This is a genomic window from Nocardia yamanashiensis NBRC 100130, from assembly GCF_001613325.1.
GTDB classification, from domain to species: domain Bacteria; phylum Actinomycetota; class Actinomycetes; order Mycobacteriales; family Mycobacteriaceae; genus Nocardia; species Nocardia yamanashiensis.
This window is the reverse complement of the sequence record NZ_BDCD01000002.1, coordinates 236,080-260,328: the sequence shown is the minus strand read 5'-3', so window position 1 is coordinate 260,328 and position 24,249 is coordinate 236,080. Positions and strand designations below refer to the sequence as shown.

Annotated in this window: 26 protein-coding genes; 5 read left to right on the top strand and 21 right to left on the bottom strand. The window is 67.6% G+C overall.

Annotated elements, in window-relative coordinates; translation table 11 throughout:
- Nucleotides 1-59: 59 nt before the first annotated feature.
- The 3 genes from nrdR to NY1_RS01290 all read right to left on the bottom strand — a co-directional run bounded on the left by nrdR (nt 60) and on the right by NY1_RS01290 (nt 2,663).
- Nucleotides 60-536 carry a transcriptional regulator NrdR gene (gene nrdR / locus NY1_RS01300; protein WP_067706896.1) on the bottom strand — a complete coding sequence of 159 codons (477 nt, stop codon included), beginning with the start codon at nt 534-536 and terminating at the stop codon, nt 60-62.
- A 119-nt stretch (nt 537-655) separates the two neighbouring features.
- Nucleotides 656-1,897 carry a hypothetical protein gene (locus NY1_RS01295; protein ID WP_067706894.1) on the bottom strand — a complete coding sequence of 414 codons (1,242 nt, stop codon included), beginning with the start codon at nt 1,895-1,897 and terminating at the stop codon, nt 656-658.
- Between the two features lie 313 nt (nt 1,898-2,210).
- Complete coding sequence (locus tag NY1_RS01290; RefSeq protein WP_067706891.1) at nt 2,211-2,663, bottom strand: hypothetical protein; 453 nt, start codon at nt 2,661-2,663, stop codon at nt 2,211-2,213.
- A 311-nt stretch (nt 2,664-2,974) separates the two neighbouring features.
- Between NY1_RS01290 and lexA the strand changes: the two genes are divergently transcribed.
- Nucleotides 2,975-3,676, top strand: a complete 702-nt coding sequence (gene lexA, locus NY1_RS01285) for a transcriptional repressor LexA (RefSeq protein ID WP_067707776.1) — start codon at nt 2,975-2,977, stop codon at nt 3,674-3,676.
- 111 nt (nt 3,677-3,787) lie between these two features.
- Here the strand turns inward: lexA and NY1_RS01280 are convergent, their stop codons facing one another.
- Together NY1_RS01280 and NY1_RS01275 are read right to left on the bottom strand one after the other, a co-directional pair.
- Nucleotides 3,788-4,249 carry a DUF2231 domain-containing protein gene (locus NY1_RS01280; RefSeq protein WP_067706888.1) on the bottom strand — a complete coding sequence of 154 codons (462 nt, stop codon included), beginning with the start codon at nt 4,247-4,249 and terminating at the stop codon, nt 3,788-3,790.
- 78 nt (nt 4,250-4,327) lie between these two features.
- Nucleotides 4,328-5,041, bottom strand: coding sequence for a TetR/AcrR family transcriptional regulator (locus NY1_RS01275; RefSeq protein WP_067706885.1), 714 nt, complete (start codon nt 5,039-5,041; stop codon nt 4,328-4,330).
- A gap of 101 nt (nt 5,042-5,142) precedes the next feature.
- Here NY1_RS01275 and NY1_RS01270 point away from each other — a divergent pair, with 101 nt between their 5' ends.
- Complete coding sequence (locus NY1_RS01270) at nt 5,143-5,847, top strand: NAD(P)-dependent oxidoreductase (protein WP_067706883.1); 705 nt, start codon at nt 5,143-5,145, stop codon at nt 5,845-5,847.
- A gap of 7 nt (nt 5,848-5,854) precedes the next feature.
- Here NY1_RS01270 and NY1_RS01265 read toward each other — a convergent pair whose 3' ends face one another.
- From NY1_RS01265 to NY1_RS01190, 16 genes are all read right to left on the bottom strand, one after another.
- The gene (locus NY1_RS01265) at nt 5,855-6,535 is read right to left on the bottom strand and encodes a hypothetical protein (RefSeq protein ID WP_157575183.1); all 681 of its coding nucleotides are present in this window, start codon (nt 6,533-6,535) and stop codon (nt 5,855-5,857) included.
- A 160-nt stretch (nt 6,536-6,695) separates the two neighbouring features.
- Complete coding sequence (locus NY1_RS01260; RefSeq protein ID WP_067706876.1) at nt 6,696-8,264, bottom strand: alpha/beta hydrolase; 1,569 nt, start codon at nt 8,262-8,264, stop codon at nt 6,696-6,698.
- Between the two features lie 191 nt (nt 8,265-8,455).
- Nucleotides 8,456-8,764: a DUF7162 family protein gene (locus NY1_RS01255; RefSeq protein ID WP_067706873.1), complete on the bottom strand. Its 309-nt coding sequence runs from the start codon at nt 8,762-8,764 to the stop codon at nt 8,456-8,458.
- A gap of 108 nt (nt 8,765-8,872) precedes the next feature.
- On the bottom strand, nt 8,873-9,832 hold the full coding sequence (locus NY1_RS01250) for an acyl-ACP desaturase (protein WP_067706870.1): 960 nt from the start codon (nt 9,830-9,832) through the stop codon (nt 8,873-8,875).
- A gap of 149 nt (nt 9,833-9,981) precedes the next feature.
- Nucleotides 9,982-10,602, bottom strand: coding sequence for a hypothetical protein (locus NY1_RS01245; protein WP_157575181.1), 621 nt, complete (start codon nt 10,600-10,602; stop codon nt 9,982-9,984).
- Between the two features lie 127 nt (nt 10,603-10,729).
- A complete protein-coding gene (locus tag NY1_RS01240) occupies nt 10,730-11,347 on the bottom strand; it encodes a hypothetical protein (RefSeq protein ID WP_067706865.1) in 618 nt (205 codons plus the stop codon).
- A 13-nt stretch (nt 11,348-11,360) separates the two neighbouring features.
- Nucleotides 11,361-11,993 (bottom strand): hypothetical protein, encoded by a 633-nt coding sequence (locus tag NY1_RS01235; RefSeq protein WP_157575180.1) that lies wholly within the window; start codon nt 11,991-11,993, stop codon nt 11,361-11,363.
- Nucleotides 11,994-12,015: 22 nt separating this feature from the next.
- Nucleotides 12,016-12,969: an MlaD family protein gene (locus tag NY1_RS01230; RefSeq protein ID WP_067706860.1), complete on the bottom strand. Its 954-nt coding sequence runs from the start codon at nt 12,967-12,969 to the stop codon at nt 12,016-12,018.
- Entirely contained in the window at nt 12,966-14,123 is a 1,158-nt protein-coding gene (locus tag NY1_RS01225) for an MlaD family protein (RefSeq protein ID WP_084534511.1), read from the bottom strand. Before NY1_RS01225 ends, NY1_RS01230 begins: the two co-directional genes overlap by 4 nt.
- Nucleotides 14,120-15,292 (bottom strand): MlaD family protein, encoded by a 1,173-nt coding sequence (locus NY1_RS01220; protein WP_157575179.1) that lies wholly within the window; start codon nt 15,290-15,292, stop codon nt 14,120-14,122. Before NY1_RS01220 ends, NY1_RS01225 begins: the two co-directional genes overlap by 4 nt.
- A 3-nt stretch (nt 15,293-15,295) precedes the next feature.
- Complete coding sequence (locus tag NY1_RS43560) at nt 15,296-16,294, bottom strand: MCE family protein (RefSeq protein ID WP_067706849.1); 999 nt, start codon at nt 16,292-16,294, stop codon at nt 15,296-15,298.
- Between the two features lie 62 nt (nt 16,295-16,356).
- On the bottom strand, nt 16,357-17,361 hold the full coding sequence (locus tag NY1_RS01210; protein WP_067706846.1) for an MlaD family protein: 1,005 nt from the start codon (nt 17,359-17,361) through the stop codon (nt 16,357-16,359).
- The gene (locus tag NY1_RS01205) at nt 17,358-18,506 is read right to left on the bottom strand and encodes an MlaD family protein (RefSeq protein WP_067706843.1); all 1,149 of its coding nucleotides are present in this window, start codon (nt 18,504-18,506) and stop codon (nt 17,358-17,360) included. The genes NY1_RS01210 and NY1_RS01205 overlap by 4 nt, the downstream gene beginning before the upstream one ends.
- 3 nt (nt 18,507-18,509) lie before the next feature.
- A complete protein-coding gene (locus NY1_RS01200; RefSeq protein WP_067706840.1) occupies nt 18,510-19,370 on the bottom strand; it encodes an ABC transporter permease in 861 nt (286 codons plus the stop codon).
- 1 nt (nt 19,371) lies between these two features.
- On the bottom strand, nt 19,372-20,265 hold the full coding sequence (locus tag NY1_RS01195) for an MlaE family ABC transporter permease (protein WP_233434156.1): 894 nt from the start codon (nt 20,263-20,265) through the stop codon (nt 19,372-19,374).
- A 96-nt stretch (nt 20,266-20,361) separates the two neighbouring features.
- The gene (locus NY1_RS01190; RefSeq protein ID WP_157575177.1) at nt 20,362-20,970 is read right to left on the bottom strand and encodes a hypothetical protein; all 609 of its coding nucleotides are present in this window, start codon (nt 20,968-20,970) and stop codon (nt 20,362-20,364) included.
- A gap of 147 nt (nt 20,971-21,117) precedes the next feature.
- Here NY1_RS01190 and NY1_RS01185 point away from each other — a divergent pair, with 147 nt between their 5' ends.
- The 3 genes from NY1_RS01185 to NY1_RS01175 are packed head-to-tail and all read left to right on the top strand — an operon-like array spanning nt 21,118 to nt 24,239.
- Nucleotides 21,118-21,609 carry an MTB12 C-terminal domain-containing protein gene (locus NY1_RS01185; RefSeq protein ID WP_067706834.1) on the top strand — a complete coding sequence of 164 codons (492 nt, stop codon included), beginning with the start codon at nt 21,118-21,120 and terminating at the stop codon, nt 21,607-21,609.
- A 24-nt stretch (nt 21,610-21,633) separates the two neighbouring features.
- Nucleotides 21,634-23,829 (top strand): MMPL family transporter, encoded by a 2,196-nt coding sequence (locus tag NY1_RS01180; protein ID WP_067706832.1) that lies wholly within the window; start codon nt 21,634-21,636, stop codon nt 23,827-23,829.
- Nucleotides 23,826-24,239 carry a hypothetical protein gene (locus NY1_RS01175; RefSeq protein ID WP_067706829.1) on the top strand — a complete coding sequence of 138 codons (414 nt, stop codon included), beginning with the start codon at nt 23,826-23,828 and terminating at the stop codon, nt 24,237-24,239. The genes NY1_RS01180 and NY1_RS01175 overlap by 4 nt, the downstream gene beginning before the upstream one ends.
- Nucleotides 24,240-24,249: the final 10 nt, after the last annotated feature.

Below are 24,249 nucleotides of genomic sequence, written 5' to 3'. Positions count from 1 at the left end.
AGAACGGCCCGGAAACGCGACCGCTCGCGCTTCCGGGCCGTAAATGATTGTGCTCGTCGTTATTCGGCGGTGGCCCCGACCGCGTTCTCTTCGCGGTGCTTACGTAGCTCGGCGATCTCGCGTTCGAAATCCTCGGCGGAGGAGAAAGATCGGTAGACCGAGGCGAAGCGCAGGTAGGCGACCTCGTCCAGATCCCGCAGCGGGCCCAGAATCGCCAGGCCGACCTCGTGGCTGGGCACCTCGGGGGAACCCTTGGCGCGCACCGCATCCTCCACCTGCTGGGCCAGCAGGTTCAGGGCGTCCGAATCCACCTCGCGGCCCTGACAGGCGCGGCTCACCCCGCGGATCACCTTCTCGCGGCTGAACGGTTCGGTCACGCCGCTGCGCTTCACGACCGACAGGATCGCGTTCTCGACCGTGGTGAACCGTCGCCCACACTCCGGACAGGCACGCCGCCTCCTGATGGCGGTGCCTTCCTCGGCTTCACGCGAGTCGACCACCCTCGAATCGGGGTGGCGACAGTACGGGCAATGCATCCGGAATCCTTCGTCGATGCCTCGAGCTCCTCAGCAACCACAAGGATACCGGGGCGGTCGCAGTTCGGTTGCGCCCGCCCGGATACCAGGCCGGATTCGGGTCGTCAATGGGTGACGACTCAAACCGTGAGGCGCCACTCCGCGGTCAGGTCGGCGAGCAGATCCGGCAGCCGCGACAGCAGGCGGCCGTTCGCCAATTTCACCGAGAACGCTTCGGCCAGAACGGGTCTGGCCACAGCCTCGTTCGCGCACAGTTCCAGGTAGCGGGGCAGCAGGTCATTGGTGATGTAGTTCCAGCGGGTGTCGCGATCGGCCCAGTTGAAATCGGGCAGCGGGGTGCGCAGCGACATGGCGCCCGCGGTGAGGGTGGTGGGGGCGAAAACGCCGGGGGCGCGTACGCCCGGCACCGCCGCCTTGCCGGCCACCGTGCTGACGTAGGTCATCACCCGGCCCATGACGCCGCGGCCCGCCGAGGTGACGTCCCACTGGTCGGCGATGATCTGGTTCTGTTCGCGATCGGTCATGCGGACGGCGGCGTCGGCGCGGCCGGCCGGGGTGCCCGCGGCGATCTCGCGCCAGGCGGTGACGGCGTTCTCGTCCAGCACGCCGGCCTGGTACATCTCCTCGACGCCGGCCAGGCCATCGCTCACATAGGCCTCGTGCATGGGGACCTGGTCGATGAAGATGTGCTTCTGCATGATCAGCAGGCGGGTCTGGTACCAGATCAGGTCTTCGGCGGTGAGGCGTTCGCCTTCGGTGCCGAGCAGGCGGATGTCCTCGGGGAGGATGTTCAGCAGCTCGGCCGGGGTGCCGCGGAGCAGGTCGGCGACGGCGCCGCCCAATTGGTGCACGCCCGGCACGCTGACGACAGCCGAGACGTCGCCCATATCGAAGAAGCCCGAGGCGAAGGAGCCGCCCGCCAGCCCGGCCAGGCCGACCCAGTAGAAGTCGGGATGCTGGTTGTTCAGGCGCAGATAGTTCACGTACACCTGGGTGAAGGTGGCGCTGTTGGCGGCGACGCCGCGGTTCGGGTCCCAGGCCGACAGGTCGATCTCGGCATTGCGGGTGGCCGTCACCAGCCAATACTGGTGCAGCAGCGTCGCGTACCGGCGCGGGGCGATGCCCGCGGCGCGCGCCTGGTCCAGGGCGGTGCGCAATTCGGCCGGATCGAGCGGCAGCGCGGGATTGAGCCCGCCGCCGCCGGCGCCGTCGCCGTTCACCGCGGGGAGATCAAGATAGGCGGTGTAGGCGGATTCGGCGTGGACCGGTATCGAGACCGTGCCGAATATCAGGCCGGTCACCACCGCGGCCGTACCGATGATCCGGCTCGCGATGCCGCGCCGGTTCCTGCCCTGCGCCATCGCGCCCCCTGTTGCGAAGCGCGCCGACCCATTCCGGACCGGCGCGAATGTACCCACTGTCACACCTCGGGCACGCTAGCAACGCGTTTCAGTTATCAATCAACATTTCCGGCCGCAGTTTCAGCCGGGCGCGAGACATGAATGCGATCGCTACATTCCGGCTAACGACCTTGGCCGACCACACGAGGCACGATTGCGGCGCGTGGCGGCGGGGCCGGACTCGGCCACATCGCGCCAGCGTCACCGGCGAGGCGGTGGGGCGGCGAGGCCATGCTCGGCCGCATCGCACCGGCGGGACCGGCGGCGCGCCGCCTCAGCGCGCGGGGGCGGGCGCCGGGGCGGGCGCGTGCACGAGTTCGACTGCGGGCGGGGTGGTTTCGGTGCCGAAATCACCGGCGCGGAGCTGGGCGAGGGCGATGAGGCCGGTGACGGCGAGGGCGGTGAGCAGGGCGCTGAGGGCGAGCGCGGCGAAACCCATCTGGGCGCGGTGCACGCGGTGCAGGGGGTGCGGGCCGGCAGCGCGTCCCGCCACGCGGCGCGCGACGACATGGCCGCTTCGAACATTCGCGCGAGTGCGCGCGCCGGACTGCACACGGGCCGGGCAGGGGCGGCGGTAGACCGCGGGACGCCAGGCCGCGCCCGCGACGGCGGCGGGGGCACGGGTGCCGCGCAGCTCGGCGGGAAGGCTGTCGTAGCCGAGATCGCTTGCGGCAGAGCCGAGTTCCCGGCCGCGCGGGGCATCGAATTCGCTGACCACCGTACGCATCGAACAAACCTCCAAGTGGACTGACCGGATGATGCTGGACGATTGACTCGATCATGTGTTCGAAGAACTGATGTTCGAATTTCTACCACGGCCCACCGACAATGTCATCCGCCACGCCGACATGCGTCGAACAGATGTTTGATCACAGCGCCGCCTCGGACTACAGTCGAGGCACGAGTTCACCGGCGGCGTGATCGACACTGATCAGCAACCGCCCCGGGAACGAATTCCGGTGAGACACAGCAGTGAACGGGAGGACAGCGGCGGTGAGCGAACACGGTGGTGTGGACGGTGAGAACGGGCCGCTCGGCCTGCCCGGCGAGGGCACCGAAATCTCCGGCACCGGGACGGATCTCACGGTCCGCCAGCGCAAGGTCCTGGAGGTCATCCGCACTTCGGTGAGCGACCGCGGGTATCCGCCCAGCATCCGGGAGATCGGGGACGCCGTCGGGCTCACCTCGACTTCCTCTGTGGCGCACCAGCTCCGCGCGCTCGAGCGCAAGGGCTACCTACGCCGCGACCCGAACCGGCCGCGCGCCGTGGACGTGCGCGGGCTGGACGAGACCGCGGTGCGCGCCACCTCCGGCGTCGCCAAGCTGCGCGCGGTGGGCGCGGAAGCCGACTCCGGCGAGCACCCCATCCCCACCTACGTCCCGGTCCTGGGCCGGATCGCCGCCGGTGGGCCGATTCTGGCCGAGCAGGCGGTGGAGGACGTCTTCCCGCTGCCGCGCGAACTGGTCGGCGAGGGTTCGCTGTTCCTGCTGAAGGTCGTCGGTCAGTCCATGATCGACGCGGCCATCTGCGACGGCGACTGGGTCGTGGTCCGGCAGCAGAACGTGGCCGAGAACGGTGACATCGTGGCGGCCATGCTGGACGGCGAGGCCACCGTGAAGACGTTCAAGCACACCGGTTCCCAGGTGTGGCTGATGCCGCACAATCCGCTCTTCGAGCCGATTCCGGGCAATGACGCCCAGATCCTCGGCAAGGTCGTCACGGTCATCCGCAAGATCTGACCGTGCCGGACTGTCGTGACCCGGCGGCCGCCCGCAGACCGGGCGTCGGGTCACGACAGTCATGGATTCACCCGGCCAGCACCACAGTTCGGCCACCCGTGGCGGCCGGACTCAACTCCCGACGCCGCCCCAGACCGCCTGCGATCCGGAATCGCCGACCCGGTAGGTCTGCACGGTAGCCGCGGCTCCCGCCGCCACCACCAGCACCGCGACCACCGCCAGCGCCGCGCGCCCCACCGGCTTGCCGCGCCCCTCCAGCACCTGCACGGCCAGTAGCAGCAGGGCCGTGATCAGCAGCGGCACAACGTAGTACAGCATCTGATCGCCGAGATCGGCGTGCTTCTCGATGGCCGGGCTCTCCCCCAGCCGATGCTCGAGCCACTCCCCCGCCTCCGTCGTCAACGGCGTCAGCACGGTCACCACCACCGCGAGCACGGCCGCGAGCCAGATCAAGCGCCGCCGCGCCGCGGGCCAGACCGCGCTCACCATCAGCAGCACCGCCGTCAAGGGCACCAGCACGACGATGCCGTGCACCAGCAGTACATGCGCGGGCAATCCGTTCAACGTGGACATATCGGCACCTTCGATCCGTCACGTGGGCGATACGAGAACAACGTATGCCGTGAGTGTCCGGTTCGCGGCGAACCCCGATCAATCCGGTGGGGTCAAGCCCAGGGAACGGATCAGGTGGGTGATCTCGGCGCGATACAGCTTGCCGGCGTTCGCGGTCTGGATTCCCAGCCGGCCCAGCACTTCCAGCGCGACCAGGCCGTGCATGCGACCCCACAGGCGCAGGGCGATCGCGACCGCCGCCGGTGGCAGGCCGGGGAATTCCGCCCGGATGGTGGCGACCAGTTCCGGGCCGAAGTCCGCCCAGTCGAAATCGCCTTCGGCATAGGTCCGCTCGGCCCCGGGCCAGGCTCCGGCCACCAATCCGGTCAGCCCGGTGCAGGCGCGATGCTCGGCCTCGGGCGCGGGACCGCCGGGCGGCGGCTGATAACCGGGGACCGGATCGCCGTAGATGAGCCGGAAACCCTGTTCGTTCGCCAGGGACCACTCGCGAAAGGCGCACGCCCAGGCCAGGATTCGCCCGGCGGCATCATCGGCGGGGCGGGCGTCGCGGGCGGCTTCCACCGCATCGGCCAGCTGACCGTACACATCGGCGATGAGCGCCGTCACCAGGTCGTCGCGGGTGGCGAAATAGCTGTAGACCGCATTGGCGGTCATCCCCATCTCACGGGCGATGGCGCGCAGGGTGATCGCGCCGGGCCCGCCGTCGGCCATCAGCCGCAGCGCGACCGCCTTGATCTCGGCCGTCGTCTCCGAACGCCGTCGCTCCCGCCTGGTCGGCACCGCACTGCTCACGACGCAACTCTACAACAGTGTGAGATTACTCAACATTGTCACAAAACTTCACACCGTATAGTTTTCTCACACCGCATCCGTTCGGATCTCAGGAGAGTCTCGTGTTCATCGGAATCATCGGCGCCACCGGCAATATCGGCCGCGAAGTAGTGGCGGAGGCGGTGGGGCGCGGCCATCGGGTGCGCGCCTTCACCCGGAACCCGGCCGGCGCCCCGGACGCCCGGCCCGAGGTCGAATGGCGGGCGCTGGACGTGTTCGACAGCGCCGCCGTGGCGGCCGAGCTGCCGGGCCTGGACGTGCTGATCAGCTGCTACCAACCCGGTAATGCGGCACAGGATTTCGCGGCGACGGTGGCGCAGTCGATCGCCGATCCGACCGCGTACGCCACGGTGGCACGGTCGCTGCTGCGGGCCTTGGAGACCCGGCCGCGCACCCGGCTGATCGTGGTCGGCGGCGCGGGCAGTCTCGAATCCGCGCCCGGGCGCACGCCCGCCGATCTGGATCTCGACGAGCTCGGGGACGGACTCGAACGACTCGGCCTGCCGCGCGAATACGCGGTGGCGGTCAAGGGGCATCGCGCGGCGCTCGACACGCTGCGCACGTCGAATCGGCTGTGGACCTATCTCAGCCCGGCCGAGCAGATCGGCCCGGGCGAGCGCACCGGACGGTTCCGGATCGGCACCGATCAGCCGGTCCGGGACGCCGACGGACTGAGCCGCGTGTCCTATGCGGACGCGGCGGTGGCGCTGGTCGACGAGGCGGAACTGCCGCGATTCGTCCAGCGCCGCTTCACCATCGGATACTGACCGGCGGCTAGCGCTCGCTCGATTCGGCGGGGCGCGCCGGTTCGGCGATCGGCTCCACGATGCGCTGCAGCAGACGGGTCGGCGCCTCGTCGTCGGCCCGATCGACCGGCTGGGCGGCGGCGGGCTCCGAGGCGACCGGCGGCGCGTGCACGATGCGGCGGGTCGGGCCGTCCGGATCGAACGATTCCGCGCCGGCGGCGGACTGCTCGGCCGGGGCCGGGGCGGGGAGCGACGGGGCGAGCGAGGCCGGGGCGATGAAGCCCAGGACCTCGTACTGAGCGCCGATGGTCAGCGCGGCCGAGGACTTGCGCTGCGAGATGAAGCCCTGGTTCGGACCGATCACGCGGCGCAGGGACTCCAGCCAGCGGTGATCGAGCACCCGGCAGTCCGCCCACGGGAAGTACTCCAGGCCGGTGCGCAGGTAGAAGCGATCGCTGATATCGGCCTGGCGCAACAGGTCCAGCACCCACGCGTCGATGCTATTGGGCTGTGCGTTGCGATAGATGCGGGCGTGCGGCGCCACCGAGCCCGACGCGAATTCGTCGAAGGACTTCAGCAACTCTTCCGGAAACTCATCGACCCGCACGAAACCGACAACGTCGAGACCCTGCAATTGCTCCGGAAGTTGGGCGGCTAACCTGCGCTCGTCATGCAGTTTGAACTTCCTATTGATGTTCTCTGTGCGCATTTATCTCCGACTTCCCAACCTCTGTTCACCGAACAGTAGCATGAAGCCAACCGTTTCAAACCACGTTGATCAGTGGACCATTTAGGTGCTACAGAGCGTCCCGCAAAGAACCCGTTACCCATAGGTGGACTACGGGCGGCCGCAGCTCGCGGCCCTGTATTCAGCGGTCATAGGTTCCGGCAATAATTCGGCCCTGCGTATACAAGCCCGGATTGCCCGATTCCCAATATCTTCCGTGCACCCAGGGATCGAGTGGGACGCCGCGCAGCAACGGCAGATCCAGGGTCGGGGCCGCGGATTCGAAAACCCGGGCCCCGAAGTCCGGGTCGGCCGGGTCCGGTCCGTGCACGAACGGACCCAATACCGGAATCGGATCGCCGGGATCGGCGGTGGCGAACACGCGCTCGTGCACGTGCTCGCTCGCGATCCCGTCGAGATGCAGTTCGGTAACCCGCTCGGCCTCGACGCCGGGGCTGCCCGCGAGGACGACGGCGTCCGCCGCGAGCGATCCGGATCCGGCGGCCACCCCGATCACCGTGGTTCCGTAGGAGTGGCCGACCACGGTGTTGTGCGAGGGTGCACCGTCGTGGGTTGCGCGCAGCCCGTCCTGGAAGCGGTCGAGCAGGGGTGCGCCGTCGTCCGCGTACCGATCCTGGGTTGCCGCAGCCAAATCCGGCGGAGCCTGGTACCCGTACCAGGCAACGGCGGCGGTACGCGCCGACGCGTCCGCCCGTCCGGCGGCGGATACCAGGGCCGCGGCGCGGGCCGTTCCCCACCCGATATTCCGCAGCGGGGAATCGGTGCCGGGGACGAAGGTCGCGATATTGCGTGCCGCGTCGGGATTGTTGACCGCGATGGCTCCGCGCCCGCGATCATCGACCGCGAGCAGATACCGGCTTCCGGCATCCGCACCTATCTCACTCGCAACCGCCTGATAGTCGGCGAGCCGAGTTCGCAGCTCCACCCGTTGAGATTCCCAGCGCTGCAAATGATTCCATTCGCGCACGGTGTCGGGCAGCTCCTCGCGGCCGGCCCAGCCGGGATGCTGCGCGTCGAGCGCCGCGAGATCTCCCGTCGCGGCGGCGCGCAATCGCTCGAGATCCGCCCGGTTGTAATAGTCCCGCGCCACCACGGGAATCCCGTCCCGATTCCCGATCCCCGGATCGAATGCGAACAACGCGTCCTGCTCGGCCGGGGACAGCGTTTCCCAGAACGCGCACAATGCCTTCGGATCCTCCGGCAGCATGTCGGTCCCGTCGAGAATCCCTGTCACCCGGCTCCGCAAAGTTCCGCCCCGCGGCGCACCCGCGAGCTCCCCCAATGCCGTCACACCAGCGGCCAACCGCTCCCCCACCTCGCGGTCGGTATCCCCCGCGGTCTCGAGCAATGGCACCAGCCGCGCCTGCAAGGTCGCCGCCGTTTCATCGAAATGCCACTGCAGAGTGAGATCGGCCGCCGCATTGCCGGTCTCCACCCGTGGCGGCACGACGGTCCCGTCCTCCTCGACCACACACCCACCCGCCACGGCCTCGGCCTCGATCCCCCGCACCAGCGCACACACCTCACTCAATCCCGCAGCATCGGCCAGCGCATCCGCGATATCCACCACCGCCGCCCCGATGTGATTGGCCGCCAACTGCGATTCCAACGCCCGCAACGAAGCCGCCGTGGCAGCCGCCCCACTCCACTGCGCCATCGCCTGATCCACGGCCCGCCCAACCTCGTCCATCGCGGCACGAAACTCCCTCGCCGCCACCACAACCGCCTCGCTAGCGTCCCCCGCTCGTCCGGGAAACCACTCCCGCACCTGCGACAACCCTGCCCGCATTACGCCCCCTCCCAGCAAATCCGACCAAAACGCCGTCACGCAGTGACACTCGCACCCATCCGCCACCACCTCACCGAGAGTTGGACCGCGGTTCAGGCCGGGCCGGTTAGGTAGTCGTCGAGTTGGGTGCGGTAGGCGTGGTCGGTGGCCTCGTAGGTGTGGGCGGTGGAATCTGTGGTGGCGGCCAGGGTTTGGAGGCGGGTGGCCATGCGGGTGAGGAGGGCGCGGAGGGGTTCTCCGGCTCCGGAGGCGGCGGCGCCGATGGCGGAATTGGGCATGGCGCCGGCGGCTTCGGCTATCAGGGCCACCGGGTCTATGGCCGTGATGGTGTCGGCTTCGTTGCGGATGCGGGCCGCCATAATGCGTAAGGCGTCCAGGTCGGTGTGCAGCATGTCCCCCATGCGAGCCCCCTTTCCTCCGCGAGATTAGTCGGCGCGGGGCTCGGCGGCAGGGCGGGAAGTGAAGTTGTGGACAACTTCCGGGGTGTGGAGGAATCCGGTCGCGCGGGCTCAGCCGGAGTTGCGGGCGGCGCGGGCGGCGTCTCGGGCCAATGCTCGGTCGCGTTGTTCTTCGAAACGGATGACGTCCTTGGCGAGGGAATCGAGGTGGGCGGCCAGGGCGTCGCGGGTCTGCTCACCGGCGGGGCCGAAGTCGTTGCGGTCGAAGATGTTCCATTTGCGCAGGACAGGCAGGACGACTTCGTCGAGGTGCTGGCGCAGGTCGTAGATGCCGTGTTTGGCGATCAGGACGCTGTTGCGGCGGAAGTCGGGCATGCCCGCGCCGGGCATGCGGAAGTTGCGGATCACCGCGGCGATGGCCGACAGCGCCGCGTCGGGGACCAGGTCCAGGGCCGCGCCGCAGATATTGCGGTAGAAGACCATGTGCAGGTTCTCGTCGGCGGCGATGCGCGACAGCAGCCGGTCGGCTACCGGGTCCTGGCAGACGCGGCCGGTATTGCGGTGCGAGACGCGGGTGGCCAGTTCCTGGAAAGTCACGTAGGCGACGCCGGGCAGCACGGTGTGGTCGCCGGTGCCATTGGGGTTGTCGACGCCTTGCGAGACGCACGCCATACGGGCCTGTTCCAGCGCGACCGGGTCGACGCTGCGGGTGACCACCAGGTAGTCGCGCAACGCGATGCCGTGCCGGTTCTCCTCGGCGGTCCAGCGATCCACCCAGGTGCGCCAGGCGCCGTCGCGGGAGAACGCGGTGGAGATGAGGCGGTGGTAGGAGGGCAGATTGTCCTCGGTGAGCAGGTTGGTGACCACGGCGGCGCGCGCCACCTCCGACAGCCCGGATTGTTCCGGGCTCCAGTCGGTTCCGCCCATGGCGGCGAAATTGCGGCCCTGGCTCCACGGCACGTAGTCGTGGGGGTGCCAGTCCTTGGCCAGGGAGAGGTGCCGGTTCAGATTGGCTTCCGCGACCGGCTCGAGTTCACGCAGTATCTGCGCGGGAGTCATGGTCTTGCCCACAGTCGGGTCCTGCCTTCACGTCGACGGCCGCATCCCTGCTGACGAGCCTACGCCCGTGATCGGGTGGTCAGCTCGTACCCGCAGCAAGACGACCGTTCCGCAGGCTTCCGCCGGCGGGCCCCCAACCGAACCCGCCGACGGCGCCGGGACTACTTCGCGGGCTGGGTGGCGGGCAGTCCCGGCAGTCCGGCCCCGGGTTCACCGGTACCGGTCTTGGTGCCGATGTCCTTGTAGCTGAACACCTTCCATTGTCCGTCCACCTTCATCAGGTCGACGTATTCGGTGACCGATCCGGTGGTCGGTTCGGTCTGCCCCGGGGCGCTGCCGGTCAGCTTCACCACCGCCAGCATCCGGATCAGAGTGTCGTTCTGGCTGATGACCGCGGAGTCGGAGACCGTGCCCGTCATACTGGCGTTCGCCTCGGCGAGCAGGCTCAGCAGCGCTTTGGTCTGCCGCACTTGGTCTTTCAGCGTATCGGTGGTGGCGGCGAGCATGGCGGCATTCCATTTCGCCATACTCTTGTCACCTGCGGCGTCGACCGTATAGGCGGTGGCGAGAAAGCTCGCGCCGGCCTTCAGCGCGGCCTCCCGATCACCGGCCTGGGCGTCGAAGCCGCGCGCCGTCACTTCGAGATCGTGCCGCGCGGCGGCGTAATGCCATGCGCCGATGCCCATTCCGGCCGCCAGGACGGCGATCACCGCGGCCACGGCCGCCACGACCGGCACGCCGATTCGCCGCGGCCCGGTCGCGGACCGAGTCGCTGCCGACAACTTCGGCTCCTCGGTGTCCAACGCGGCCTCACTCTGAGTCGCGGTCTCAGCCTCAGTCGCGTTCTTTGCTTCAGTCGCGGTCTCGGGCTGGTCTGTTGTGGTCTTCATGTCTCGAGTTCTTTCGCGGTCAGCGCGGGGTCTGGTCGGGGGTGGGGGCGGGACTGGTGGCCGGTGCGGCGGGCGGCATGCCGCCGGCGGGGCCGTAGCCCTGCACCTTCCATTTCCCGTCGATCTGGCGCAGGTCGATCAGCGCCGAACTGGTGGTGATATTCGGTGCGGCGCTGTCGGGGCTGGTGCGACCGGTCGATTCGATGACCGCCAGCAGCGTCACCGCGTCCCCGGCTTGCGACACCACGCCTACGTCCTTGACCGTGCTGCTCATTTCCATGTTGGCCGATACCAGCTTCTGCAGCACGGTTTTCCATTGCGCCAGCTGTGCGTGCATGGAGTCGGTGGTGCCGGCCAGTACCGCGCTGTCCCAGTGTTCGAGGCTGCCGCTGTTCACGGTGAACATGGTGGTGAGGAATTCGGATCCGGCCTTGGCCGCCGAGTCCCGGTCGGCCGCGAGCGCCCGGGCGGCCACGACCTGGTCCGCGGCCCTCCCGTGCTCGTACGCGAAATATCCCAGCGCCGAACCGGTTCCACCGAGCAGCACCGCCGCCGCGATCCCCGTGGCCAGTCGCCGCCGCCCCGTCACCACGATGGACCGGTCCCGCCAGGACCGCTGTTTCGCCGTCTTCTCCATGATCGGTCCCTCCTTATCGCGGCTGTTCGGCCGGAGTGGTGGCGGTCGGCCCCGCGGGCTGGGCGGCGGTCAGATCACCTTTGAGCGCCTGATCCCCACGCCCCGAGTCGATGACTTTCCAAGCCCCGTCGACCTTCCCGAGTTCCGCCCATACCGCCGACGTGGTCTTGACCGGGTCGCTGACCTGGAAATTCTGGGTGCTCTCGTCGAGTTGCGCGATCACCCGCACCCCCGTGGCGGTCTGCAGCGCGCACGCCGCGTCCGCCACGGTGCTGGTCTTGCGCAGCTTCCCCGCCGTGATGAGAGCCGAATTGTCCTGCGCCACTTTGTCGGTGGCGAAATAGTCGTGCACGGGCCCGGTGGTCAGCGCGGCCATCCGCGTGGTCCATTCCTCCGGCTTGCGATAGTCGAAGTTATTGGCCGCCAGCAGGAAATCGGTCCCCGCCTGAATGGCCGCCACACAATCGGCTTCCTTGCGCCGCGCATCGGCGAGCGATGCGCCGAGATCGTCATTGCGCGCGGCCAGGTCCCAGTTGCGATACCCCATGACCCCCGCCAGCGTGACGACGGCCAGCACGGCCGCCGCCAGACCGAGCAGCGGAATCCGGATTCCGCCGGCGTCCATCTCTATCCAACGTGACTTCATCTGTACCCCTTCCGAAGCCGGATCAGTGCGGTATGTCGACGAGCAGCCGGAATCCCTTGCCCTCGGGGAACGCCGCGAGCAGCCCGTCCATGGTCTTGCCGAGATCGACCTCGGCGTGCTCGAGCGGGTCGAGCAGATACGGCCGGATGATCTCCAGCGCCGGCCCGCCCTTCTGCATGAACAACTGGAGGTAGTTCATCAGCCGTTTCAGCAACGGAATCAGCGGAATCACCTGGGTGCCACCGGAATCGACGGTGATGGAGATGAACTGGTCGAGCAGTCCGGGCAGTTCCGGCGCCAGCGTCGCGCCCAGCCGCTGCGCGGAACTGCGCAGCAAAGTCATCTTCTCGGTGGAGGATTCGGTGGCCGCGCCCGCCGCGAAGCTCAGCAGCCGCTGGATCAGCTCCCGGTTCTGCCGCAGCGTGGTGGAGAACATGCCGCCGGAGCTGACCAGTTTCTCGATGCTCGGCCCCACCCCGGCGATGGCGACGTCGGCCCCGCGCAGAATGGTGTTGATGCTGTCGGGATCGAGCTGCGCCATCACCCCCTGCAGCCCGCCCAGCGCCCGCGCGATGGTCAGCGGCTGCACCACCTGAGCGGCCGGCACCACCGCACCGTCCGAGAAATACGGCCCCGCAGTCGATTTCGGCGCGAAGTTGAGATACTGCTCCCCCACCGCCGACAGGTTGGCCACCGTCACGGCGGCGTCCATCGGGATCCGGTACTCCGATTCCACCGACAGCCGCGCCAGCACCCCGCTCTCGGCCTTTTCCAGCGCCGTGACCCGCCCGACCTGCAAGCCGTTCAGCGTGACCGGCGAAGTCTGCATGAGCCCACCGGAATTGGGCAGCACCACGCTGATCCCGTACACCCGCGCCCCGGGTTTGAAACCGAACACCCCGTAGGTGAGGTACAGCGTGGCGCTGACGGCCATGAGCACCATCGCCAGCGCCGAGACCATGATCTTGCGGGTCATCGCATCAACCCCACGAGTTTCAGGACCGGGCTCACCCGATCGCGGAACGCCTGCTCATTGGCCGCGACTATGCGCGCGTCCGCCTCCGGATCCCCGGTGAGCGCACTCGCCGGGGTCTGCGGGACCACATCGGAGAGTTCGATGCGCCCGCGCGCGGACAGGAACGGCACGATCTTGTTGGCCAGTAGCGCATTCACCGATTCCAGCGTGCGCGGCACCTGGTTCGGGGTGGCGATCATGGCCTGCGCCAATGGCGTCCACACGTCCAGGAACCGGTCGATCTTGGCCACCCGCGACGCCGATTTCGGATTGGCCGGATCGATCAGGTAGTCCCCCGCCCAGGCCGCGAGATCGCGAATGGAATCGACGAAGTACATGATCTCCGGCAGTACCTTCTGCACCACCCCGAGCAGCACCGGCGCCTGGTCGAAGACGAAGCGCCACACGTCTTCCGCCTGCCGGAACACATCCAGCGCCGCGGTGGCGTTGTTCAGGATGGCGCTGAGCTGCCCGGTGCTCTGCCCGATCCGTTCGATGGACACCGACAGTTTCGCCATGAACTCCCGCAGGTTCCCCGAATCGGCCGGGAACGCCTGGTTCACGCTGCTGACGAAGCTCTGCACGAACGGCACATTGCCGCCGGTGACCCACCCGACCACGGCCGTCATGTACTGCTCGACGCTGGTGGCCTGTTTGGTCTGCACGATCGGGATGACACCGCCCTGACCGAGCTCGCGGCCCGAAGTCTGTTGCGGGATGGTGAGTTTGACGAAGGTGTCGCCGAACAACGTGGTCTGCGCCATCTCGACCTCGGTCTCCACGGGCAGCCGCACATCCTCGTCGATGGCCAGGATGGCGGTCGGCTGATAGTAGGGCTGCTGATCGGCGGCCAGCGACGGCACGTTCGCGTCCGGCCGCGGCCGCACACTCACCGATTCCACGACGCCCACCTGCGCGCCGTTGAGCTCCACCTTGGTCTTGAGCGGCAGCGACAGCACATTGCCGAACTCCACCCGCACCTCGTAGGTGGGCTTCCCGTACCGCGTGCCCGGCAGCGGCAGATCCAGCGGCCGCACCGCACAACTCGAGACGGTGGCGACGGTCAGCACACCGAGAGTCACTGTGCGCCAAGGCTTCCGGTTCGTCGCGCTCATTTCCCACCCGCCGACAGCAGCAGTTGCACCAGTCCCAGGTCCACGGTTTCCCCGGCCGCGAAGTCGCGATCACACGGCTGATACCAGGGTTTGACCATGGAGCACACATCACGCGCGAGCGCCGGGTCGATACGGAAGCTCGGCGGCACGTACTGCAATTTGCCCGCCCCGAGGTTCTGATCGAACAGGTTCTTCGCCCCCTGCAATGCGTCCGGGACGCTCTTGGCGAAATCCACCATGCCCTGGGTGTGATCCAGGATCTGGAACAGCACCGGCATGAACCCGTCCAGGCCCAGCATGATGGTGCGAATCCACTTGTACCCCAATAGATTCGCCAGCGGCGGCACCCAGATCGAGATATCCCGGATGATGGCGGTCAGATCCGGCGCCATCCGATTGGCGATATTCAGCGCGTCGGTGGCGGCGTCGAGCAGGAATTCCGAATCCGACACCCCCTGATCGAGGTTCTGGCTGATCTTCCGGAATTCCTTGAGAATCGCCCCGAGCAGATAGTTCGCGCCCGCCGCCGAATCACCCAGGATCTCCGACACATTGCGAATCGCCCCGTTCAACGGGACCGCACTGTCGTCGACCTGCTGCGCGATCCGCGCCAGCGAATCCCCGAGCACATTCGGCGGGGCTTCCTGCAGCGGCGCGTCGTGCGCCTTGCCGGTGAGATCCTCCGACAGCGTCGCGATGGCACGCATGGCCTCGGTGAAGCCGACCGGAGTCTTGGTGCGGTCCTTGGGAATACAGTTCCGGTAGTCGAAGGTCCCGCCGCTGGTGTACGCGGGCCCGAGCTCGACCCGCCGGTCGGTGACAATGGAATTGGCGACGGTGACCGCGCCGAGCTGCTGCGGCAGTCGCACCTTGCGGTCCACCGTCATGTGCACCACGACGCCCTGATCACTGGGTTCGATGGATTCCACATTGCCGATCTGGATGCCCAGCATGGTGACCTTGTTGCCCTCGTACAGCCCGACGGCGTCCCGGAATTCGGCGCAGATGCTCAACGGCGCCTGCGTGGTGTCGTAGTACTGCTTGCCGGTCAGGGCCACGATGAGTCCCATGACCAGCGCCACCACTCCCACCCCGGCGGTGAGCCGCCCGGTCCGGGTGCGCGGCAGCACGCGACCGCGGAAGGCGCGCAATGGATTCGGCGTGTTCACGGTTCAGCACCCCTGCTTCCCGGCCGGGCACAAAGGCGTATCGGTGACGATGGCCCCCGAATGGTCGACCTTGACGTACGGGTTGTCGCTGTTGCGCGCGAACCACTCCAGCAGCCGCGCCAGGTTCTGGTTCATGCTCGCCAGCGCGTCCTTGTTGCCGACCAGATCGGCCACCGATTTGTCGATGGTGTCGTACAGCGGTTCCAGCGCCGGCCCGAGCTGATTCTGGGCCGCGTCGAAAATCGGTGTGACGTAATCGAACGCGCGCCGGATCTGCGCGGCCAGATTGACCAGCCCGTCCCGATTGGCCGCGATGACCCGGTACAGGTCCAGCACGTGCTGCCCGGCCAATTGCAGCCGGTCCAGCTTGTTCATCAGCGTCTCGAAGTACTCCTTGGCCACGTCCAGGGTGCGCGCGAATTCGGTGCGCCGCTGCACGATGATCGCGGACAAACTGTTGACGCTGTTCAGGATTCCGTTCAGCGCGGCCGGCTGCTGTTCGAACGCCCCCGCCAATTTCGCGATGGTCTCCCGCAGCTTCCCGGTATCGAGGGCCGACAGCGCCGGGGTCACCTGTTCCAGCGCCGCGGACAGGTCGTAGGGCGTCCTGGTGCGCTCGCGCGGAATGATCTTCCCGGCGGCGGTGCCGGGCCCGGCCGGTTCGACCGTGACGAAGCGCCCGCCGATCGGGGTGAGCAGCCGGACGGTGACCCGCGAGTCGACGCCGACGCGCACCTTGGAGTCGAGCCCGAAGGCGATCTCGGCGTGGTCCTCGACCAGGGTCACGCTGCGCACCTTGCCGACCGAGATGCCGGCCACCCGCACGTCGTCGCCGGTGCGCACGTCCCCGGAATTGCCGAATTCGGCGCGATAGACGGTCTCTCCGAACGGGATCACGAAGGCTCCGACGGCGGCCACCAGTGCCGCGACGGTGACCAGGATGGCGGCGATGCCGATCCGGAACTCGAACTTGGTCTGCGCCGCGGCACTGCGAACCGTCAAGCGCGGCAGCCTGATTCGCGGTACGGACAGCCTTTCGAAGGCGAAGCTCGGCGTTGGCAGGTTCACTTGCAGCTCTCCATCCGCTCGACGCCCATGACGACGGTGACCGGGATCGGCAGTCCGCTCAGGCAGCTCCAGCGCTCGCCCGCCTCGGGCTCGAGAATGAGGCCATTGACGGTCTGCATGGCGGTGGGCACGGCGGCCAGCACCTGCCGGATGAAGGTCACCATGTCGGGTCCGAGCAGGGTGTTGTACAGACGTTCCAGGCCGGGGAAGTTGTCGTAGTAGATGCCGACCAGGCGGTCGAACATCGGCATGGCGGCGTTCAGGCCCGGAATCGCCTTCTCGATCAGGCTGTTCAGCGTGTCGAGCTTGGCGTAGATGCCGTCCACCAGGCCCAGCACCTGGTCGATCATGAGGTCGATCTTGGGCGATTGACCCTCGAAGCGATTGAGCAGCCCGGACAGGTTGTCGGCCAGCAGGATCACCACCGGCTCCTGGCTGGAGGCCACCGCGATGATCTTGTCGAGGCTGTCCATCACCGGACCCAGCCCGCGCCCGTCCCCGGAGGCGACCAGCAGCAGGTTCTCCAGGAACTTGTCCACCGATCCGGTGGACAGCGTCTCGAAGATGGGCCGTACGGCGTCGAACAGTTCGGAGATGTCGAACGAGCCGTGCGTGCGCTCGATGGGAATGGTGCTGCCGGACGGCAGTTTCCGCCCCGGCGCGACCTTCTGTTGCAGGGCCAGGTAGCGGTCGCCGATGAGCGAGGAGAACAGCACCGCGGCCTCGGTATTGTCGTAGACCTCCTGCCCCTCGGCCACGGTGAATTCCACGTACGCCACCGCGCCGTCGAGGGTGATGGTGGTGACCTTGCCGACCTGCACGCCCGCCATGCGCACGTCCGAACCCTGTTTCAGGCCCGACACATCGCTGATGTGCGCGGCGAAAGCACGGGTGCCGCCCTTCACCGGCGTCTGCAGCGCGGTCCAGATCATGGCGCCCATGACGGCGATGACCAGGCCGACGACGATCAGCCGAACAGCCGCGGTACGAACCGATTTCACCGCTGTCCCCCGTCGGCCGGGGCGGGCGGGCCGAAGAGCCCGGGCGGAATCGGCAAGCCGGGTATCTGCGGCAGCCCGGGCAGTGCGGGAGCTCCCGAAACCGGCGCGGCCGCAACCACTTTGGGGTCACCCGCGAGATAGGGCAGCCCGGCCAGCAGCAGCTGGATCTTCATCGACACCGTCCCATCGGGATTGGCGACGAAGGACTTGTCGATCTGCTCGAGCAATTGCGGAATCCTGGTGTAGAAGCTGGTGAGACCGCCCGCCGCGCCGCCCACCGGCGTCAGCGCGCTGATCAGGGCATCCAGCACCGAGTCGGCGCCCGGCTGCGGGAGAATCTGCAGGGCGTCGCCGATGACCTGGGCGACCAGGGTCACGATGGCCTCGAGGTCTTCGTGCCGGTCGGTGAGGAAGGCGATACGGGCGGCCTGCGCCCGGAACAGCGCGAGCGCGTCGTGCGAGAGCTGCACCAGATCGGCGCTGGCCTCGGCCCCCTGCACCAATCCCGGTCGCGCGTCGAGCCCCACGAGAATCTCGTCGCCGACCTTCATCCGGCCCATCTCTATTGCCGTGGAGATCATCTTGCCGATGCCGTCGGCACTGCCCTCGAACGCCAGCACCTGGCCGATCCGGCCGGCGGGCGCGGGATCGATCTTGCCGAGCTGTTCGCCGACCGCGCGAATGACGGTGGTGACGGTGACGGTCTGACTGTCCTTGGGCAGGGTGATGGTGGCCCCGGCCTCCAGCTGCTTGCCGCGCGGGCCGAGATAGAACAGTTCCAGCGCGGTCATGCCGAGCGTATTGGAGGAGACGAACCGGGCGCGCACGTTCTCGGCGAGGAATTTCGCGTTCTCCGGCGCCAGCGACAATTGCACGAATTGACTTTCCGCGCCGCGGCTTTCGATCCGGCTGACCTGTCCGATGCGCAGCCCGTCCATCTTGACGTCCGCGCCTTCGACAATGCCCTCGCCGACCTGCTCGGCCTGGATATTGACAATGAACTCGGGCGCGAATCCGCCTTTCACCGCGGTGGTGAACAGCAGCGATACGGCGAGCAGCACCGCACCGCCGGCCACTCCGGTGAGCAGCAGCTGCCACGGTTTGGGGCCGCGCCCGTTGATGGCCTGGTATCTGGCAGTTCCCATGCGCTATCCCGTAATTCGTATATCGCTGACGAGCATTCCCCACAGCGCCGTGGTCAGCGTCAGATCCAGCACGATGATCAGCACCAGGCTGGCGCGAATGGCGCGCCCGGAAGCCACCCCGACCCCCTCCGGCCCGCCCGAGGCGTAGAAGCCGTAGTAGGAGTGCACCAGGATGATGACGATGACGAACACCACCGCCTTGAACAGCGACAGGAACACGTCCTTCGGGTTCAGGAAGGCCTGGAAGTAGTGGTCGTAGGTGCCGCCGGCCTGGCCGTGCACCACCTTGATGAAGAATGCCGTCGCGAAATAGCTGCACGCCAGCGACGCCAGGTAGACCGGCACCACGATCAGCACCCCGGCGATGACGCGGGTGGTCACCACGAACGGAATCGGTTCCACCGCGGTGGCTTCCAGCGCGTCGATCTCCTCGGAGATGCGCATGGAACCGATTTCGGCGGTGATCCGGCAGCCGGCCTGGGCGGCGAACGCGATGGCGGCGATGAGCGGGGCCAGCTCGCGGGTATTGGCGAAGGAGGAGATGAAACCGGTGAGCGGGCCCATGGCGAGCATGTCCAGGAGCCGGAAGGCCTCGATGCCGATCATGGCCCCGGTCATCAGGCCCATGAACACCACCACGCCGACGGTGCCGCCGCCCACGATGACCCGGCCGTTGCCCCAGCCGATATCCATGAACACCACGCCGATCTGGCGGCGATAGCGGTGCAGGGTACGCGGCACCGCGCGCAGCACGTGATAAGCGAAGGCGAATTGATGCCCGAGTCCCACCAGCGGCACCGCGATATCGGCGGCTCGCTGTGCCGAATGCAGGCCCAGCGCACGGTATTTCGACGGAATCACCATGTCAGATCCCCTGATCCGGGAACCAGATGGTGAGCAGCTGGGTGATGAGCACATTGGCGGCGAAGGTCGTCATGACGCCCAGCACCACCGTGGCGTTCACGCAGTCGGCCACCCCTTTGGGCCCGCCCGATGCCTCGAAGCCGCGCTGACTCGCCACCAGCACCACCAGAATTCCGAAGACGACGGTCTTGACGACGGCGATGATCAGATCGGTGGTACTCGAGAAGGCCGCGAAGGAATTGAAGAACGCGCCCGGCACGCCGCCCTGCACCAGCGTCATCATGTAGATCGTCGACATGCCGACGAATACCACCAGCACGCACATGAGCGGGCCGACCAGGAACATGGCGGCCAAACGCGGCGCGACCAGGCGGTGATTGGGATTGATGCCCAGGGTGCGAATGGCGTCGATCTCCTCGCGGATCTTGCGCGCGCCCAGATCGGCCGCCACCGCCGCGCCGACCGCGCCGCCCATGAGAATGCCCGAAATCATCGGGGCCGCTTGCCGGATGACGCCGAGGCCGCCCGCCGCGCCGGCCTGCGAGGTGGCCCCCACCTGCGCGGCGAGCGAACCGGCCTGGATCTGGATGATGGCGCCCAGCGGCACCGAGATGAGAATGGCGGGCCAGCCCGACACGCTCATCATGAACCAGGCCTGGGTGAGCGTTTCGCGCCACGGATGCCGCAGTTTCACCGCATCCCGCACCAGCCCGTACAGGGCGTCGGCGGCCAGCAGCACGAATCGGCCGAAAGTGCCGATGGAGCCGAGCAGTGTATTCCAGGCCCACAGCGCCAGATCGACGAACGGGCGCAGCATCGGCGGGGCCGTATCGCGGAAGCCGGCTGCGAATTCGGCTTCGAGATCGGGCTCCGGCACGGTTGTTTCCAGCTGCACAGTAGTCCTCCCCACAACATTGTCTGAGACAGACAATGCGTCGAACTGTATCGGAATCGGACCGCGCTGTCCGCCGATTCGATCAAGGGCAGCCGATTACGGCTGCCACCACTCGACCACCGGCTGCACGACGGGATCGCCGCCGCGCTCCAGGGTCAGGGCGTCGCGGGTGAGCCGGATCGAAATCCCCTCGCCCGCACCGGTCCAGCTGCCGCCGCCCCCGGCGATACCGGTCCGGATCGGCGCGCCGGAAGCCAATTCGTAAGCCTTGAAATAGGTTCCGCACACCACGAACAGGGTCTGCACCGTGGAGCCCACCACGGTGGCCCGATTCCACTCGTCACAGCGCGCGGAAACCCCGTCACCACCGAACCAGCCGTAATGGTTGGCCGATTTGTTGACGAAGTCCGGCATGGCGCCGCCCGGCGCAGCGGTGTAGGCCGACGCGTCCGGCCCGGTCGGCGGAATGCGTTCCGGCGCAACGACGGGCCGCGCCGTGGCGGTGGCCGCGGGCCGGGTGGTCGGCACCGGCGGCGACGTGCTCGTCTCGGGCCCCGGCGCGACCACGATGATCGGCGGCGGCCCGCCCTCGTGGGTGCGGAACCAGGCGACCAGACCCGCTCCCCCGCCGATCAAGGCCGCCGCGATGACCAAGGCCGCACCGTAGGCGAACCCCGGCCCCGGCGGCTTGCGCGAGCCCCCCACCGTCACCTCCTCCAGAAACCGTGCCTACCGACTCAGACAGTTGTTAGCATACTGTGACCCAAGACCCAATGAAACGCAACTTGCGATCACGATCACACCGGAGGGGACATGAAAGTACGCATGAGAGCGGCTATTTCACTTGCGACAATGGGAGCCGCACTGTCTCTGACACTCACCGCGTGCGGCGGCAGCAATGTTCGCAGCAGTGATGTCACCATTACCGTCGCCCCGACCAGCGCGGCCGCGTCCACCGCGGCCGACGGGAAGATCCCGGCGGCGCTCACCGCCGAGCAGCTCGACAAGAAATTGCAGGATCTGTTCGGCAAGGGCAAGCAGGTCAGCGACGATCAGCGGCTGTCCATCGTGGCGGGCGGGGAGAAATTCCGTTCGGATCTGCCGGAATTGTCGAAGGCGCTGTCGGAGAACCCGAATGCCAAGTTCGGCGTGGTCGCCGGTTCGGTGGTGATCAACGGCGAGGTGCTCGAGGCCGAATTCTGGCTGGACAAGGACGGCAATGGCAATCGCCGCTCCGCGCCGCTGAATCTCACCCCGGTGAACGGGGAGTGGAAGATTCCGGTCAGCGAGATCTGCGGAATCCTGGCCCAGACCGACTACAAGTCGCCGGCCTGCACGTCCTAGGCGGCTCGTCGGAGGGGAGATCCGATGTTCCAATGGCTAGGGCGCTGGACATATCGCGCCCGCTACACGGTCATCGCCGGATTCGTTGCGCTCATGGGGGTTTCGGGGTTCCTGGGGCTGGGATATCAAGATGAACTGACCGCACAGGGATTCTTCGACGACACCAGTGAATCGGTGGCGGGCACCGAACTCGCCGACGACACCTTCGGGCGGGATTTCGACGGCGATGTGATCGCGCTGTACACCGCGCCCGCCGGCAAGCGCATCACCGACCCGGATATCGAGGCGGCCGGTAAACGGCTCACCCAGACCCTGCTCACCGACTATCGCACCCAGATCAAGGATGTCAGCGGTTACTGGAACGGGAGCCTGGGCAAGACCCGGTTCCTGGACGAGTCCAAGACCCGGGTGTTCCTGTCCATCGGCCTGCAGGGCGAGGGCGATCAGGACAGCGTGGACTACTACCACCAGATCGCGGACAAGCTGGCGATTCCCGGGCTGTCGCTGCAGATCGCCGGCCGGGTGCCGGTCGCCGACGCGGTCGGGCTGACCATGCAGGCCGATATCGATCGCATGCACCTGATCGCGCTGCCGGTGGTGGCGGTGGTGCTGTTCTTCGTCTTCGGCGGCGTGGTCGCGGCGGCGCTGCCGATGATCGTGGGCGGGCTGACCATCGCCGGGTCGTGGGGGGTGATGCGCCTGCTGACCGGGGTGATGCAGGTGCACCAGTTCGCGGACGCGGTGATCTCGCTGATCGGGCTGGGGCTGGCCATCGACTACGGGCTGTTCATGGTGAGCCGGTTCCGGGAGGAGATCGCGGAGGGGAAATCCACCGAAGCGGCGGTGCGCGTGACGGTTTCGACGGCCGGGCGGACCATCGTGTTCTCGGCGACCATCATCGTGGTGTGCGTGGCGGGAGTGCTGATCTTCCCCATGACGTTCCTGCGATCGGTGGCATTAGGGGCACTGACCGCCGTGGTGCTGGCGGCGCTGCTGTCGGTCACGGTGCTGCCGGCCATGCTGGCGGTGCTGGGCAAGCGAGTGGATGCCTTCGGCCTGAAAGCATTTTCGCGCACCAGGACGACCGCGCAGATCGATGCCTCGTTCTGGTCGCGGCTGGCCACCTGGGCCATGAAGCGGCCCGCGCTGCTGGCGTATCCGATCATGCTGGTGCTGCTCGGGCTGATCCTGCCGTTTCTGCACGTGGAGTTCGCCGGGCTGACCGAGAAGTATCTGCCGCCGGGCAATGAAACCCGTACGGCGCAGCAGGATTTCGACGCGGTGTTCCCGAAGGAACGGGTGTCGCCGGTGAAGCTGGTGATCGCAGGCGCGGACCGGGCGGTGCTCGGCGCGATCGTCGAGGCGGCGAACCAGGTGCCCGGCCGCACCGGCGATTTCGAGAAACCGTTCTCCAATGGCGTGGCCAAGGACGGCGTGAACGTCAAGGTGTACCAATCGGGGCTGGCCGATCCGAAGAACGCCGACGAGGTGATCGCGGGGCTGCGCGCCATCGACCCGCCCGCCGGCGTGCGCGTGTACGTCACGGGACTGCCGGTGCTGGAACGGGATTCGATCCACGGCGTGCTCGACCGGCTGCCGTGGCTGCTGGCCATTCTGGTGCTGGCCTCGTTCCTGATGATGTTCCTGGCCTTCGGTTCCTTCGTACTGCCGCTCAAGGCGGTGGTGGTGAGCGCGCTGAGCCTGACCGCCACCCTCGGCTTCCTGTCCTTCGTCTTCTACGACGGGCACGGCGCCGGGTTACTGGATTTCACGCCGCAGCCCTTGAGCTTCCCGGTGCTGGTGATCATCATCGCCATCATCTTCGGGCTCTCCACCGACTACGAGATCTTCCTGATGTCCCGCATGGCCGAGGCCCGGGCCAAGGGCGCGCACACCCCGGAGGCCATCCGGTACGGGACCGCGCACACCGGCGGCATCATCACCGCGGCGGCCCTGGTGCTGATCGTGGTGACCGGGGCGTTCGGGCTCTCGGATCTGGTGCTCATGAAATACATCGCCTACGGCATGATCGTCGCGCTCGTCCTGGACGCCAGCGTGATTCGCCTGCTGCTGGTACCGGCGATCATGCGCATCCTGGGCGATCGGTGCTGGTGGGCCCCGCGCTGGGCGCAGCGGCTGCACGCCCGGATCGGGCTGGCCGAATACGAGACCGGCAAACCGGCGCCGGACGAAACCACTACCCGAGAGGTGACGGTATGAGACGCACCGGTTGGCTCGTCATGACCGCGGCGGCGCTGCCGACCGCGACCGGACTGCTCGCCGCGCCCGCCGCGGCCGCGCCGGATTCGGCCGCCACGGTCGACTGCGCGGGCACGCGCACCTACGGGTCGCGACTGGAAGTCAGTTGCTACAACCCCGATTCGGCCGCGGGCGTGGTCGACGTGTTCTACGTGTGCAGCACACCCCTGGATTTCGATCGGCGGATCGTGTTCGACGAACCCGGCAACTACATCGCGGCGGGTTCGATGCTGATCCTGGCGCGCGACTGCGGCGCGCAACAGCGGGTGATCACCTACCAGGTGCAGGGCTACACCGAGTTCCAGCGCGACGACATGTCCCAACGGCAGCAACAGATTCGAGAGAAACGAGACCGGGCGGCCGGTAGGTAGTTCGTTTTGC

Bases quoted from the DNA above. Each gene is read 5' to 3' on its own strand.
- NY1_RS01185 (WP_067706834.1), top strand. From the start codon at position 21,118: ATGGGAGCCGCACTGTCTCTGACACTCACCGCGTGCGGCGGCAGCAAT.
- NY1_RS01230 (WP_067706860.1), bottom strand. From the start codon at position 12,969: ATGACCCGCAAGATCATGGTCTCGGCGCTGGCGATGGTGCTCATGGCC.
- NY1_RS01205 (WP_067706843.1), bottom strand. From the start codon at position 18,506: ATGGGAACTGCCAGATACCAGGCCATCAACGGGCGCGGCCCCAAACCG.
- NY1_RS01280 (WP_067706888.1), bottom strand. From the start codon at position 4,249: ATGTCCACGTTGAACGGATTGCCCGCGCATGTACTGCTGGTGCACGGC.
- NY1_RS01290 (WP_067706891.1), bottom strand. From the start codon at position 2,663: ATGCGTACGGTGGTCAGCGAATTCGATGCCCCGCGCGGCCGGGAACTC.
- NY1_RS01235 (WP_157575180.1), bottom strand. From the start codon at position 11,993: ATGAAGTCACGTTGGATAGAGATGGACGCCGGCGGAATCCGGATTCCG.
- NY1_RS01295 (WP_067706894.1), bottom strand. From the start codon at position 1,897: ATGGCGCAGGGCAGGAACCGGCGCGGCATCGCGAGCCGGATCATCGGT.
- NY1_RS01265 (WP_157575183.1), bottom strand. From the start codon at position 6,535: ATGCGCACAGAGAACATCAATAGGAAGTTCAAACTGCATGACGAGCGC.
- NY1_RS01255 (WP_067706873.1), bottom strand. From the start codon at position 8,764: ATGGGGGACATGCTGCACACCGACCTGGACGCCTTACGCATTATGGCG.
- nrdR (WP_067706896.1), bottom strand. From the start codon at position 536: ATGCATTGCCCGTACTGTCGCCACCCCGATTCGAGGGTGGTCGACTCG.
- NY1_RS01260 (WP_067706876.1), bottom strand. From the start codon at position 8,264: ATGGACGAGGTTGGGCGGGCCGTGGATCAGGCGATGGCGCAGTGGAGT.
- NY1_RS01200 (WP_067706840.1), bottom strand. From the start codon at position 19,370: ATGGTGATTCCGTCGAAATACCGTGCGCTGGGCCTGCATTCGGCACAG.
- NY1_RS01180 (WP_067706832.1), top strand. From the start codon at position 21,634: ATGTTCCAATGGCTAGGGCGCTGGACATATCGCGCCCGCTACACGGTC.
- NY1_RS01240 (WP_067706865.1), bottom strand. From the start codon at position 11,347: ATGGAGAAGACGGCGAAACAGCGGTCCTGGCGGGACCGGTCCATCGTG.
- NY1_RS01225 (WP_084534511.1), bottom strand. From the start codon at position 14,123: ATGAGCGCGACGAACCGGAAGCCTTGGCGCACAGTGACTCTCGGTGTG.
- NY1_RS01175 (WP_067706829.1), top strand. From the start codon at position 23,826: ATGAGACGCACCGGTTGGCTCGTCATGACCGCGGCGGCGCTGCCGACC.